The following is a 13,906-nucleotide window of genomic DNA, read 5'->3' as shown; positions in this document are numbered from 1 at the left end:
AAGGATTTGAAGAGGAGAGACGATGCTGAAGACCCTGGCCACCGCCGCCCTGCTGTGCGCGGCCTCCACCAGTGCTTTCGCTGCAGAGGCGAAGCGCGAGACCTTCGGCACTATGCCGGACGGCACCGCCGTCGAAGCCGTCACCCTGACCAACGGCAAGGGCATGTCGGTGCGCGTGATGACGCTGGGCGCATCGATCCAGCAAGTCCTGATGCCGGGTAAGGGCGGCAAGACCGTGGACGTCGCCGTCGGGTATGACAGCCTTGACGGCTATGCGAAGGACGGCCAGTTCTTTGGCGCCACCGTGGGCCGCGTCGCCAATCGCATCGCCAGAGGCAAGTTCACGTTCGACGGCAAGGAATACACCACGCCGGTCAACAACGGCGTCAATTCTCTCCACGGCGGCACCAAGGGCTTCGACAAGGTGATCTGGGCCGTGCGCGACGTGAAGCAGGGCAAAAACGCCAGCGTCACCATGCGCTACGTCAGCCCTGATGGCGATATGGGCTATCCCGGCACGCTCACCACCGATGCCACTTATGCGCTGGATGAGCAGAACAACCTGACCATCACTTACACCGCCACGACCGATCGGCCGACGGTGGTGAACATCTCCAACCACGCCTACTGGAACCTTGCAGGCCCCGGCCGCACGGCGATGGACCACGTGCTGACGATCCCTGCGGACCGCTTCACGCCGACCGACGAAACCGCGATCCCGCTGGGCCAGCACAAGAGCGTTGCGGGCACCGTGTTCGATTTCCGCCAGCCCACTCCGGTCGGCGCCCGCGTGCGCGAAGGCACGGACCCGCAGATCGTCTACGGACGCGGCTACGATCACAACTGGGTCGTCGGCGATGCGGTCACGAAGGGCCAGCACCTGATGGCCCGCGTCACCGAACCGACTTCCGGGCGCGGCTTCGAGGTGTGGTCCAACCAGCCGGGCCTGCAGTTCTATTCCGGCAACTTCATGGACGGGACGATCGTCGGCAAGTCCGGCCAGATCTACCGCGAAGGCGACAGCCTCGTCTTCGAGCCGCAACTGTTCCCGGATAGTCCGAACCAGTCGCAGTTCCCGTCGGTCCGCCTCGATCCGGGCAAGACTTACCGGAACGTCATCACCTACAAGTTCTTCGTTGCAGAATAAGAGGGGAATACCTGTGAAAGCTCTGGCAACCGCCCTTTTGGCCGCCACCGCCGCGCTGGTGGCCATGCCCGCAGAAGCGCGTCCGCAGTGGACGCCCGCGCAGGCCAAGGCATGGTACGACAAGCAGCCCTGGCTGGTCGGCTCCAACTTCATTCCCGCCAACGCCATCAACCAGCTGGAAATGTGGCAGGCGGAAACCTGGGACCCCAAGCGTATCGATTACGAACTGGGTCTTGCCGAAAGCACCGGCATGAACACCATGCGCGTGTTCCTGCACGACCAGCTCTGGCAGCAGGATCCCGAAGGCTTCAAGAAGCGCATCGACGAATTCCTGGCCATCGCGGCCAAGCACAAGATCAAGCCGCTGCTGGTGCTGTTCGACAGCTGCTGGGATCCGAACCCGGTGCTTGGTCCCCAGCATCCGCCGATCCCCGGCGTCCACAACTCCGGCTGGGTGCAGGGCCCCGGCCTTCCTGCACTGCGCGATCCTTCGCAGGAACCGCGCTTCAAGGCTTACGTGCAGGGCGTGATCGGTGCGTTCGGCAAGGACGATCGCGTGCTGGGCTGGGACTTGTGGAACGAGCCGGATAACGGCGCGGACCAGTACAAGGGCCAGGAAGGCAAGCAGGCGCTGGTGCTGGCGCTGCTCACCAAGGTCTACGGCTGGGCACGCGATGCAGAGCCGACGCAGCCGCTGACCTCGGGCGTGTGGCAGCATGACGACTGGAAGACGCCGGGCGCGCTGACCGCGATGGAAAAGCTGCAGCTGACCCAGTCGGACGTGATTTCGTTCCACGATTACAACTGGCCCGAAAAGTTCCTTGATCGCGTGAACCAGCTCAAGGTCTATGGCCGCCCGATCCTCTGCACCGAATACATGGCGCGCGGCAACGGATCGACCTTCGACGGCTCGCTTCCCATCGCCAAGCGCGAAAACGTGGCGATGATGAACTGGGGCTTCGTTGACGGCAAGACGCAGACCCGCATGCCGTGGGATTCGTGGAAGAAGCCCTACGTGCTGGAAGAGCCGACGATCTGGTTCCATGACGTGTTCCACACTGACGGCACGCCTTATCGCCAGTCCGAAGTCGACCTGATCCGCTCGTTGTCCAAGGCTCCCAAGGGCGTGGTCCCGGTCGCATATCCCGCGACTAAGAAGTAAGTCTGGACAACCGGCGCATCGCTCCGACAAGAGAGGCGGCATGAAGACCACGATGTATCTTGCCGCCTTTCTGGGCGCCGCGCTTGTGTCCATCCCGGCGCAGGCAGCCCCGAAGTGGGCGGGCGCATGGGGCTATGCCCCGGCGGACAGCGGCACGAACGAGCCGGAACAGCCCGCCGGCACCTATCGCTATCGCGTGCGGCTGACGCAGGCGGGCGACGGGATGCAGTTGACCTTCAGCAATGCCGAAGGGGACAAGGCGATCGCAATCGGAGCGGTGACGATCGCCAGCCCCTCCGGGCCGGTAGGGACGGAGATCGGGACGAACCCGGTCCATCCGATCCGCTTCTCGGGGCTTCAGGCCGTGGCGCTACCCAAGGGCGCAACCGTGATCAGCGATCCTATCCTTGCGCCGTTCCACAATGCGCAGGACGTGATCGTCAGCGTAACCTTCTCCACCCCGACCCGGCCCGGACGCACCAACCTTGGCATGGAAATGGCCTTTGCGCCCGCAACGCCGGGGGCCAGCTTCACGCCGATCAAGTTGCGGCCGTACCTTTCGCTGGTGTCGGTCCGTGCGCCGCAGGCCCCTTGCACCGTGGTCGCCTTCGGGGATTCGATAACCGATGGGTTCCTCGGCCTTTCTCCGCAGACGCGCGGGTGGCCGGGCCGTCTGGCGGAGCGGCTTGCCGCCCTGCCCGCAGCGCAGCGCTGCGGCGTGGTCAACATGGGTATCAGCGGCAACCGCGTGCTCAAGGCGGGGCGCGCCACTTCGGCGCTCGACCGCTTCTGGCGTGACGTGGCCAGCGTGCCGAACGTCACGCACGTGATCTTTCTGGAAGGCATCAACGATATCGGCGCAGGCGCGGAAACCGGCCCCGATGCAGTGACGGCAGAACAGTTGCTTTACGGCTACCGCCAATTCGTGGAGCGCGCCCATGCGCTGGGGATCAAGGTGATCGGCGGCACGATGACGCCTGCCCTGCGCGCAGGATACATGTCCCCGGTCAAGGAACGGGTGCGCCAGTCGGTCAACACTGCGATCCGCAGCGGCAAGGTCTTCGACGGCGTGGTCGATTTCGAAGCTGCGGTACGCAACCCTGCCTCTCCCGCCGACCTGCGCCCCGATTTCGATCCGGGCGACCACCTCCACCCCAACGATGCGGGGCTGAGGGCGATGGGCGATGCGGTAGACCTTGCCGCGCTGAAGCGCCTGCCCTGACAGATAGGTCAGCGCGGCAGGTTCGGCTTCACGCCTTCGCCGCGATCATGATGATCTCGACCTTGTAGCCCGGCTCGAACAGCTTCGCCTCGCCGGTAGCGCGCGCGGGCGCTGAGTGCCCGGCGATCCATGCGTCCCACGCCAGGTTCATTTCCTCGAAGTCGGCCATGTCGGCAAGCCAGATGGTGGCCGACAGAAGGTGATCGCGATCGCTGCCGGTCCGCGCCAGCAGCGCGTCGATCTCGGCAAGGGCGAAGCGGGCCTGCTCGGCAACGCTCTCTCCCGGAACGCCGATCTGGCCGGCAAGGTAGATGGTGTCGCCATGGATCACCGCTTCGCTCATGCGCGGGCCCTGGTCGATACGGGTTATGGTCATGCTGTGGTCCTCTTGAGTGCCGTTATGTGCCGTCTGTGTGCCGCTCAGTAACGGCTGATGGCCAGATCGGAAGTCTCGATCGCGGGGCGGCGACCGCCGATTATGTCGGCGATGACGTGGGCCGAACCGCAGGCCATCGTCCAGCCCAGCGTGCCGTGGCCGGTGTTCAGGAACAGGTTCGGAATGCGCGTCGGGCCGATCACCGGGGTGCTGTCAGGCGTCATCGGGCGCAATCCACACCAGAAGCTCGCCGCCTCCAGATCGCCGCCGCCGGGGAACAGCGAGCCTGCCGAATGTTCCAGCGTGGCCCGCCGTTCGGGCGGCAAGTCACGGGAAAATCCGGAAATTTCCGCCATTCCGCCAACCCGGATACGGTCGCCAAGCCGGGTGATCGCCACTTTGTAGCTTTCATCCAGCAGGGTCGAAACAGGAGCGCGCGCCTCGTCCACGATCGGCACCGTCAGCGAATAGCCCTTGACCGGATAGACCGGCAGACGAATGCCCAGCGGCGCCAGCAGTTGCGGCGAAAAGCTGCCCATCGCCACAAGGAACGCATCGGCGGACACCGTGCCCCCGTCCGTCTCCACGCCGACGATGCGGCCACTCTGTTCGATCAGCCGCGTGATGTTGATTCCATTGCGAAATTCAACACCCTTTGCCGCTGCCATCGCTGCCAGCGCAGTGGTGAACTTGAAGCAGTCGCCAGTCTCGTCGTTGGGCAACCGCAACCCGCCCGCAATCGGTGCGGTGCTGGCGGCAAGGCCGGGTTCGGCGACGATGCAGCCCGCGCGGTCCAGCACCTCGAACGGCACGCCATCCGCCTTTAGAACGGCGATATCCTTGCCGATCCCGTCGAGTTGCTTTTCCTCGCGGAACAGCTGCAATGTGCCCTGACTGCGCTCGTCGTAGCGGATGCCGGTTTCCTGGCGCAACGCGATCAGGCAATCGCGGCTGAATTCGGCAAGGCGGACCATCCGGCTCTTGTTGATCGCATAGTCGCGGGCGTTGCAGTTCCCCAGCATGGCCACCAGCCAGCGCAGCATCGCCATGTCGGCATGAGGGCGCAGGATCAGCGGCGCATGCTTCATCATCAGCCACCTGACCGCCTTCATCGGGATGCCGGGTGCAGCCCAGGGAGACGCATAGCCGGGCGAAATCTCTCCGGCATTGGCAAAGCTGGTTTCCAGCGCAGGACCGTCCTGGCGATCGATCACGGTGACTTCGTGCCCCGCTTCAGCCAGATACCAGGCCGAAGTCACGCCGATAACTCCGCTGCCAAGGATGGCGATCTTCATGCGATGGTGCTCCGGTCAAGGGCGGGCGCATGGGCCGGGCGATAGTCCCGGTCATAGCGGCGGCTGAGCTGGGTAAGGATTTCGTAGGAGATGGTCCCGGCATCGGCCGCGACCTGATCGATGCTTTGCTGCGGGCCGATCAGTTCCACCCGAGCACCGGGATAGAGGTGCTTTGCAGGCACGTCGGTGACGTCCAGCGTGATGCTGTCCATCGACACCCGGCCGACGATCGGGGCGCGCACTCCGGCGATGTAGGCAGCGCCGCGATTGCCGAGGCAGCGCGGCCAGCCGTCGGCATAGCCCACCGGGATCGTTGCGATCCGCGTCTCACGCGCGGCATGGAAGGTCAGGCCATAGCCTACGCCGGTGCCCATGGGGATCGTGCGCAGTTGGGCGATCGGTGCCTCCAGCCCTATGACCGGCTGCATCGGATTGGGCCCGGCTCCGGGATTGCCGCCGTAAAGGGCGATACCTGCGCGCACGAGATCGAAATGCCCGCGTGGGTGGAACGTTCCCCCGCTATTGTCCAGCGCCAGAGGCAGGCCGGGGAAATGCGTGGCGATGGCAAGAAAGCGCGCTTCCTGCGCAGCATTGGCAAGATCGCCCGGATCGTCGGCACAGGCAAGATGGCTGATGAGAAAACGCAGTTCGATGCCGTCCAGCAGGTCGGGCTTGGCAATCAGTTGCTCGATCTCGTCTTCCGGCAGCCCCATGCGCGACATGCCGGTATCGACCTGCAACACTGCGGGCACAATCTTGCCGTCCGCCTTCGCCTGCATTGACCAGCGCGCGATCTGGTCCAGCGAATTGAGCACGGGGATCGCGCCCAGCGCTGCGCAGCGTGCCTCCAGCCCCGGCAGCAGTCCGTTGAGGACGTAGACTTCGGCCTCGCCCGCGACATGCGGCACCAGCGCTTCCGCTTCGCTGAACAACGCCACGAAAAGATTCCGGCATCCCTGCGCGATAAGCGTGCGCGCGACGGTGGCGGCGCCAAGGCCATAGCCATCCGCCTTGACCACCCCTCCTGCCTGCGCGGGGGCCACGCGGTCGCGGATCTGGCGGTAGTTGGCGGCCAGGGCATCCAGGTCGATGGTCAGGCGTGCAGCGGTGATCACAAGGCCCCCTTGGCGATCCGATGATCGGATTGTATCGCATGTCGAAGCGAATAGGCTGCCGATCGCTTAAATATTATGCCACATCATGCCTGTACGCGCACGATCATGCGGAGTTTACACAAGATCATGCCAGTTGCCTCCGACGCCGTGGATCGCGCGATCCTGCGCCTGCTGCGCCTCGACGGCCGCCGTCCCAATTCCGAGATCGCCGAAGAGGTGGGCCTCTCTCCCTCAGCCTGCCTGCGCCGCATCCGCCTGCTGGAAGACCGGGGTGTCATCCGCGGCTATACCGTCCTGACTGGTCCGGCCGACGACGACGAGCGCGGGGTCGATGTCGTGGTACAGGTGACGCTGGATCGACAGACCGAGGATTACCTGTCCCGCTTCGAACATGCGGTGCGGCAATGCCCGGAAGTGCGCGAATGTTTCCTGATGACCGGCGACGTGGACTATTGGCTTCGGCTGCGCACGGAAAGCGTCGCGGCGTATGAAGCGATCCACGGCGAGGTTCTGTCGCGGCTGCCCGGCGTCACCCGCATCAATTCAAGCTTCGCGATGCGCGATGCCATGCGTCCTCGCCGGGCGCGCAAATAGGCGCTCCGCGCGACCTAAATCGCGATTGGCCGCATTGCGGCCTTGACCTTCCCCATCGCATCGGCTTTCCGGGCGCCGCCACCATTCGTGTGGTGATGCATAAAAAATGGGCAACTTGCAGGGCTGAATGTTCATTTTTTGAGCAATAATATTTCTTGTATATACATTATCGACTCGGCAATATGCGAGTCGTCAACAGGGATGAAGGTGACCGGCCAAAAGAAGCCGCCTTCGCCACATTGAGGGAAAAGATTGTCGATGACCGTTCACAGCAAGTTTCGTCGCGCCTTTCTGAATTGCGGGGTCGCTTCCGCCGTTTTCACTCTCGCCGCCGTCGTCCCCGTGGCCGCTCACGCCCAGGCTGCGAATGAAGCCGCGACCGAGAATGGCAATGATATCGTCGTTACCGCGCTTCGCCGCGACACCACTGTCCAGACCACGCCGATGGCCATCACGGCCCTCACCGGCGAGACGCTGACCAATGCGGGCGTCACCAACATCGCCGACTACGCAAAGTTCGTTCCGTCACTGCGCATTCAGGACAACGGCCCCGGTCAGCGCCGCGTAAGCCTTCGCGGCGTGCAGGCGTCGGGCGAAGCGACGGTCGGCGTCTATTACGACGATACCCCGGTCACCGGCTCGGTCGGCGTCTCGAGCGACGCGGCAGGACGCACCGCAGACTTCACCCTGTTCGACGTCAACCGCATCGAAGTGCTGCGTGGGCCACAGGGCACGCTCTATGGCGCAAGCTCGATGGGCGGCGCGATCCGCGTCATCTTCAACAAGCCGACGCAGGAATACGAAGGCACCATCGAAGGTCAGGCGATGACCACCAAGGGCGGCGGCTTCGGCTACTTCGTCAACGGCATGGTCAACGTGCCGCTGGTCAAGGACGTGCTGGCCGCGCGCGCCGTGCTCTATCGCCGCGACAGCGATGGTTACATCGACAACACCTATCTGAACCGCAAGAACGTCAACGATTACACCGCCACCGGCGGCCGCCTGATGCTGCGTTTCACGCCAACCTCCAACTTCACGATCGACGGCACCGCCGCGTTCGAGAACACCGACGCGGTTTCGGCCACCTGGAACCCTTCGGTTGGCAAGTACAAGTCGGCCGCGCAGGTGAACCTGCCCTATACCGACAAGTCGCAGCTCTACAGCCTGACCGCGAACTGGGACATCGGCTTCGCCAATCTGACGTCGATCACCAGCTACCAGCACCGCAAGTCGGCCTATGCCGCGGATGACAGCTACTACATCGGCACGTACCGCACCGAAGCAAAGTGCGCGTCCTACACCGGCAGTGCCTGTTCTTCCGACACGCTGGCCAGCTACTACGATTATCTCGACAGCATAAGCCCGGCGGCGATCTACTATCCAGGATCGACCAAGGACTTCACGCAGGAACTGCGCCTCAGCTCCACCGATGGCGGCCCGATCGACTGGACCGTGGGCGCGTTCTTCCAGAACCGCAAGAACCACGTCACCTCCGAAGACGCCCTTGCCGACGATGCCACCGGCGAGATCATTTTCCCGGTCCAGCTGATCTACCGTCGCGAAATCTTCGACAAGCTCAAGCAGGCTGCGGTCTTCGGCGAGGGTACGTACCACGTCACGCCTTCGCTGAGCCTGACGGCCGGCATCCGTTATTACGACTATGACAAGACGGTCACCGGCTACACCGACATCGCATGGGATCTGATCGGGGCCAACATCCGTCCGGTCAGCTCGGTCAAGTCCTCGGCAGACGGTACGCTGCTCAAGTTCAACGCCTCATGGCAGGCGAACCCCGACATGCTGTTCTACGCGACGGCATCGCAGGGCTACCGTCCGGGTGGCGCGAACCAGGTCATCGGTCTGTCGGCCGACCTGACCCCGTATGAAGCGGACAAGCTGTGGAACTACGAGGTCGGCAGCAAGCTCAACCTGCTGGGCCGGGCGCTGACGCTGAACCTTGCCGCATTCCAGATCGATTGGGACAACATGCAGGTCAGCGGCCGCACCACCAACGGCGCCTACTCGTTCCTCTCCAACGCCGGTGCAGCGCGCATCCGTGGCCTTGAAGCCGAAGCCTTCGTCCGTCCGGTCAAGGGCGTGCAGCTGAACTTCTCGGGCAACTACCTCGACGCCAAGTTGACCGAGGACCAGGTGAATGACGCGGTCGTTGCAGCCGGCCGCGCCGGGGACCGCATTCCCTACATCCCGCACTTCGCCGGATCGATGGGGGCGGAGTATCGCACCCCGGTCAGCGACACGGTCGAGTTCTTTGCCCGCGCGGACGTCAACTACGTCGGCTCGTCCTACTCGGAATTCCGTCCGACCAACGTATACCGCGTGAAGATGGACGACTACGTGCTGGCCAACCTGCGCGTCGGCTTCGAACTGCCGGAGAGCGATGCGGGCATCTACCTGTTCGTGAACAACGTTTTCGACGCAGTGGCGATCAACCGCGCCTCGATGTCGTCCACGCCCAACAGCTATGCCGCCACCTCGGCCGCGCCGCGCACCATCGGCGTGAACGTGCGCCGCAGCTTCTGACCTGAAAAACGGAGTCCCAGCACATGAAAACGCACAAGTCGGCGCGCCTTGCGCGCGTCCTGATGGCCGCCTCGGCGCTGGGGCTCTGCACCCCGGCGCTGGCGCAGAACGTGCCGAGCACCAAGGACGTGCTCGGCCATGAAGTGGGTGATGACTATTACCTCGCCAACTACGAGGACTCGGTCCGCTACTTCGAAGCTCTTGCCAAGGCGTCGGACCGGATCAAGCTGTTCCAGAGCGGCAAGTCCACGCACGGCAAGACTTTCGTCTACGCGGTGATCTCCAGCCCGGAGAACATCGCCAATTTCGACAAGTACAAGGCGATCTCCAAGCGCCTTGGCGATGCGCGCGGGCTGACCGATGCGGAAGCGAAGAAGCTGGCCGCCGACAGCCCGATCATCGTCCACATCGACGGCGGCATGCACGCCAGCGAAGTGTCCGATCACCAGCTTCCGCTGGCGCTGGCACACAAGCTGCTTTCGGCGAAGAACGACGCCGAAGTCGACGGCATCCTCAAGAACGTCATCCTCGTCCTGTGGCCCACGCTGAACCCGGACGGGCAGGACATGGTGGTCGACTGGTATCGCAAGCAGCGCGGCACCCCATGGGAAACGAGCCGCACGCCCTGGCTTTATCAGGAGTATGTCGGCCACGACAACAACCGCGACGGCTACATGCTCAACATGAAGGAGAGCCAGGTCGTCAATGCGACGGAGCAGGAATATGCGCCGGTGATCTGGTACAGCCAGCATCAGGTGGCGCCGTTCCCCGCGCGCATCTGGGTGCCGCCCTTCGCCGATCCGGTATCGTCCAACATCAGCCCGTACATGCGGATCTGGACCAACGCCATCGGCACCAACATCATGACCCGCATGGAGACCGAGGGTAAGCCCGGAGCCATCGCGCAGGCCCGGTTCGACAACTGGTACGCCGGGTTCCTCGATTACATCCACGTCTTCCGCAACACGATCTCGTTCTTCACCGAAACCGCGCACGACAGCGCCACGCCCAAGACCTGGAAGGTCAGCGACTTCCCCAAGGCGCAGCAGGACCTGAAGGCCCAGATCATGTACCCCCACCCGTGGCAGGGCGGAGAGTGGCACCTGAAGAACTCGGTCGACTACATGCTGACCGCGTCGATGTCGGTGCTGGAAACGGCGCAGAAGTACCGCGAGACGCTTCTGTTCAACCGTTATCAGGCGGGCCGTGACATGATCGCCGCCGCCGCCAAGGACGGTCCGGGTGCCTATGTCATCCCGGCCGACCAGACCGACGTGCCCGAAGCGGCCTCGCTGGCGCAGCTGATGATTTCGCACGGGCTTGACGTAATGAAGACCTCCGCGCCGACGGCCATCGGCGGCCAGACTTATGCGGCAGGCAGCTGGGTCGTGCCGATGGACCAGCCCTTTGCAGGTCTGGCGCGTGAACTGTTCGATCCGCAGAAGTACCCCGACGCCATTCTTGGCGGAGACGGCAACCCCGCAGATCTGCCTTACGATGTCACCGGCTGGACCCTGCCGATGCAGATGGGCATCAAGGTGGACCGCATCGAAAAGCCGCTGGATGCGGCCGCCCGCGCCTCGCTCACCAAGGTTGCGGCTGCGACGCCGCCAGCAGGGGCGGTCACCGGGACGGGTTCGACCTACCTGCTCGATCGCCGGGTGAACAACAGCTACCGCGTCCTGAACGCCGCGCTTGCGTCAGGGGGCAAGGCCAGCTGGAACGCGGACCGCATCGCCCTTACCGGCGTCACGCCCGATGCGATGGGCAAGCTTGCCGGCCAGTACAGCGTCAACGTCACCGCCAGCGCCGAAGCTCCGGCCGGAGAAGCCGTGCGCATGGGCCGCGTTGCGCTCTACCGTCCCTGGGGTTCCAACATCGACGAAGGCTGGACCCGCTGGCTTCTGGAGCAGTACGACTTCGGCGCGAAGAGCGTCTACAACGCCGACGTCAAGGCGGGGCTTTCGGGCAAGTACGACACGATCGTCCTTCCCGATATGACCGCGCCAGGCAAGTCGCGCCCCGGAGATACTGCGCCTGCCGCCAACTTTGAATCGAAGTACAAGGGCCCGCTTGCCTCGCTGATGGATGGGTTCAGCCCCAGCCAGATGCCTGCCCCCTATGCCGGCGGTATCGGCGAGGACGGCGCGAAGAAGCTGAAGGACTTCGTGAAGAACGGCGGTACTCTGGTGGCGCTGAACAATGCGTCCGATGCGGTGATCGACCTGTTCGACCTGCCGGTCACCAACATCCTAAAGGATGCCAAGTCCGACTTCTTCTTCTGCTCCGGCGCCTTGCTGCAGGTTCAGCTGACGCCCGGCACCAAGGTGGCGGCGGGGATGCCGATCGACCCCATCGTGATGTTCGAGCGCGGCCCCGCGTTCGAGCCCAAGCCCGGCTTCAAGGGCCAGGTTCTGGCCTCCTACGCGCCTGCCGGAAATCCGCTGCGCAGCGGCGTCCTGCTCCATCCCGAAGCGATCCAGGGCAAGGCGGCGGCCGTGGTGGTCGAGTATGGCAAGGGCAAGGTCTACCTTTACGGCTTCCGTCCGCAATGGCGCGGGCAGTCGCACGGGGCGTACAAGGTGTTCTTCAACACGCTTTACCCCGACAGCGCGGGCAAGTGATCCACCCTTGGGGCGCCAGCGAAAGCGGCGCCCCTTTTTTTTACAAGGTGACAGGTTTACACGGTTTACACGGTCCAGAGGGAAAAGGTGTCACCTTGCGCCGGGAAGTGTCACCTTGGAGGGCATAAGGTGACACATCTGGCGTAAGATGTGTCACCTTGCATGGTCGATGTGTAACCTTGCGGTATAGTGAAACGAGGGGCGCGATCATGCCGCGCAATCTACCGCTTCACCCGGCCTGTAGGAAAGCCCGGCTCAGCCCTTGACCATGCACGACGGATTGGCCGCATCCGGTATCGTGATGAAGCTGATGCTGGATGCCGGGACCGTCACCCCGCCGCGCCGGAGCAGCGCCTCCATGCGAGGGAAGATATCCTTCGCCCCCGACGCTTGCCCAAGTTCAAGAACGACACCGTTCAGCGCCGCGCTGCCGGGCCGTCCCTCCGGCTGGGTCAGGCTGAAGACTTCGGCCCGCCCGGCGATGTGCAGGGTCCGCGCGTTGGCGCGGTCGGGGTTGATGGCCAGCACCGTCACCCCGCCTGACCGCCCGCGCTGGCAATGCGCATAGATCCGCAGGCCATCACCGCGCACGATGCTGCCGCCGTCGAGCACCGTCGTGCCCATCGTCCTGCGCCACAGGTAAGCCGCCCAGTAGTTCGGCCGCGGCGCGAAGTCGTGCTCGTCAAGCAGGGCGTAGTCGCTTGCCGCCAGCGTATTGTGCATGACCACCTGAACGCCCTGCCGTGCCGCACGGGCAAGCTGGTCCACGAACCGGAAGCTATCCGCGAAGGTCTTCGCCTGCGGGTTGCCGCCGCAGGCCGCATCGGCGGTTTCGGTAAGCCACAAGGGCGCGTCGGGGCTGATCGCATCGCGCAGCGCGGCGGTGTCCGCGATTGCCGTGTCGATCGTTGAAAGCCACGTGTCGGATTGCGGATCGATGTCCTTCAGCCCGTTGCAGCGCTGCGACAGCGCACCGTAGAAGTGGAACGAGACGGCATCCGGCCGGTGCGCCGCCGTGGGCGCCACGTCCGCAGTCGGCAACTTTTTGATGAACGATGGAAACGTGCTGCCCTTGCCCAGTTCGAAAGCGCCGGGAGCAAGGATCAGGGTGCCGGGCGAGCGTTTGCGCAGCCATTCGTGAAACCTCGCGAAATCGCCGCGATAGCGCCCCGCGTCATAGTTCGCCGGAGGCTTGGTGCCGCCGATCAGGTTGGGTTCGTTCGCGAATTCGGACGCGGCGATCGTGCCGCCGATGCTCTGCGTATAGGCGAACAGGCGTTCGGCGGCTTGCGGTGTCCAGTTCCCGTCAGCGTCGCGCGCGCCGGGACTGGTGGGCATGGAAGTGACGATCTGCGCATCGCTGTCGCGCGCGAATTCCACCGCCTGTCGCCACTGGCGGCGGGTCAGCACTGCGTCATAGCCCTTGGGGACCGTTGCGGGCGCAGTTTCGCTGTCGGCAAAGAACGTTCCGTTGGCCCAAGTCCCGCTGTAGCGGACATAGGCAGGCCCCAGCGCCCTGGCGAGAGCACGCAGGCGCGGATTGGTCAGATCGATCGGAGGGCGATCTTCATAAAGGTCCGTCTTCGCGCTGTTCGTACTGGCATAGGGCTTCCAGAAGCGCCCGCCCGTCAGTTCCAGCATTTCGACGTTGTAGGACAGGAAGCGTTCGCTGACGATGCCCACCGCTGGCAGTCGGGCGACGTCCAGCGGGCGTGGCCCGGCCTCATGCGTGGTGGCGCAGCCGCCGAGCGCCGTCATGGCGCAACCGGTGAACAGGATAAGACGCTTCCGAATCAATTTTTCGCCTCGCATGCCGTGGTCAACCGGCGT

10 protein-coding genes are annotated in these 13,906 nt (G+C 64.2%); 6 read left to right on the top strand and 4 right to left on the bottom strand.

What is annotated here, in order from left to right; all coding sequences use genetic code 11:
* Positions 1–22 precede the first annotated feature (22 nt).
* Genes A8V01_RS00500 through A8V01_RS00490 form a run of 3 tightly spaced genes read left to right on the top strand, consistent with a single transcriptional unit; the run spans position 23 to position 3,531 of the window.
* Positions 23–1,147, top strand: a complete 1,125-nt coding sequence (locus A8V01_RS00500; protein WP_103093997.1) for an aldose epimerase family protein — start codon at positions 23–25, stop codon at positions 1,145–1,147.
* Positions 1,148–1,160: 13 nt separating this feature from the next.
* Entirely contained in the window at positions 1,161–2,309 is a 1,149-nt protein-coding gene (locus tag A8V01_RS00495; RefSeq protein ID WP_103093996.1) for a glycoside hydrolase 5 family protein, read from the top strand.
* Positions 2,310–2,349: 40 nt separating this feature from the next.
* Positions 2,350–3,531 (top strand): SGNH/GDSL hydrolase family protein, encoded by a 1,182-nt coding sequence (locus tag A8V01_RS00490; protein ID WP_103093995.1) that lies wholly within the window; start codon positions 2,350–2,352, stop codon positions 3,529–3,531.
* Positions 3,532–3,559: 28 nt separating this feature from the next.
* Here A8V01_RS00490 and A8V01_RS00485 read toward each other — a convergent pair whose 3' ends face one another.
* The 3 genes from A8V01_RS00485 to alr are packed head-to-tail and all read right to left on the bottom strand — an operon-like array spanning position 3,560 to position 6,317.
* Positions 3,560–3,907 carry a RidA family protein gene (locus tag A8V01_RS00485; protein ID WP_103093994.1) on the bottom strand — a complete coding sequence of 116 codons (348 nt, stop codon included), beginning with the start codon at positions 3,905–3,907 and terminating at the stop codon, positions 3,560–3,562.
* Between the two features lie 44 nt (positions 3,908–3,951).
* Positions 3,952–5,202 (bottom strand): D-amino acid dehydrogenase, encoded by a 1,251-nt coding sequence (locus A8V01_RS00480; RefSeq protein WP_103093993.1) that lies wholly within the window; start codon positions 5,200–5,202, stop codon positions 3,952–3,954.
* Positions 5,199–6,317 carry an alanine racemase gene (alr, locus tag A8V01_RS00475; protein ID WP_103093992.1) on the bottom strand — a complete coding sequence of 373 codons (1,119 nt, stop codon included), beginning with the start codon at positions 6,315–6,317 and terminating at the stop codon, positions 5,199–5,201. The genes A8V01_RS00480 and alr overlap by 4 nt, the downstream gene beginning before the upstream one ends.
* 126 nt (positions 6,318–6,443) lie before the next feature.
* On the opposite strand from alr, the gene A8V01_RS00470 reads away from it, so the two are divergent.
* The 3 genes from A8V01_RS00470 to A8V01_RS00460 all read left to right on the top strand — a co-directional run bounded on the left by A8V01_RS00470 (position 6,444) and on the right by A8V01_RS00460 (position 12,076).
* Positions 6,444–6,911 (top strand): Lrp/AsnC family transcriptional regulator, encoded by a 468-nt coding sequence (locus A8V01_RS00470; RefSeq protein ID WP_103093991.1) that lies wholly within the window; start codon positions 6,444–6,446, stop codon positions 6,909–6,911.
* A 258-nt stretch (positions 6,912–7,169) separates the two neighbouring features.
* On the top strand, positions 7,170–9,452 hold the full coding sequence (locus tag A8V01_RS00465; protein WP_103093990.1) for a TonB-dependent receptor: 2,283 nt from the start codon (positions 7,170–7,172) through the stop codon (positions 9,450–9,452).
* Positions 9,453–9,475: 23 nt separating this feature from the next.
* Entirely contained in the window at positions 9,476–12,076 is a 2,601-nt protein-coding gene (locus tag A8V01_RS00460) for a M14 family metallopeptidase (protein WP_103093989.1), read from the top strand.
* 255 nt (positions 12,077–12,331) lie between these two features.
* Here A8V01_RS00460 and A8V01_RS00455 read toward each other — a convergent pair whose 3' ends face one another.
* Positions 12,332–13,873, bottom strand: a complete 1,542-nt coding sequence (locus A8V01_RS00455) for a glycosyl hydrolase family 79 N-terminal domain-containing protein (protein WP_170065787.1) — start codon at positions 13,871–13,873, stop codon at positions 12,332–12,334.
* Positions 13,874–13,906: the final 33 nt, after the last annotated feature.

Origin of the sequence: Novosphingobium guangzhouense (assembly GCF_002896965.1) — a bacterium.
Taxonomy (GTDB): Bacteria; Pseudomonadota; Alphaproteobacteria; order Sphingomonadales; family Sphingomonadaceae; genus Novosphingobium; species Novosphingobium guangzhouense.
The sequence above is the reverse complement of the archived record's forward strand: the minus strand, read 5'-3'. Positions and strand labels throughout refer to the sequence as shown.

Coding starts and splice junctions, on each gene's coding strand:
- A8V01_RS00500 (WP_103093997.1), top strand. CDS start 23: ATGCTGAAGACCCTGGCCACCGCCGCCCTGCTGTGCGCGGCCTCCACC.
- A8V01_RS00485 (WP_103093994.1), bottom strand. CDS start 3,907: ATGACCATAACCCGTATCGACCAGGGCCCGCGCATGAGCGAAGCGGTG.
- A8V01_RS00465 (WP_103093990.1), top strand. CDS start 7,170: ATGACCGTTCACAGCAAGTTTCGTCGCGCCTTTCTGAATTGCGGGGTC.
- A8V01_RS00460 (WP_103093989.1), top strand. CDS start 9,476: ATGAAAACGCACAAGTCGGCGCGCCTTGCGCGCGTCCTGATGGCCGCC.
- A8V01_RS00480 (WP_103093993.1), bottom strand. CDS start 5,202: ATGAAGATCGCCATCCTTGGCAGCGGAGTTATCGGCGTGACTTCGGCC.
- A8V01_RS00470 (WP_103093991.1), top strand. CDS start 6,444: ATGCCAGTTGCCTCCGACGCCGTGGATCGCGCGATCCTGCGCCTGCTG.
- A8V01_RS00490 (WP_103093995.1), top strand. CDS start 2,350: ATGAAGACCACGATGTATCTTGCCGCCTTTCTGGGCGCCGCGCTTGTG.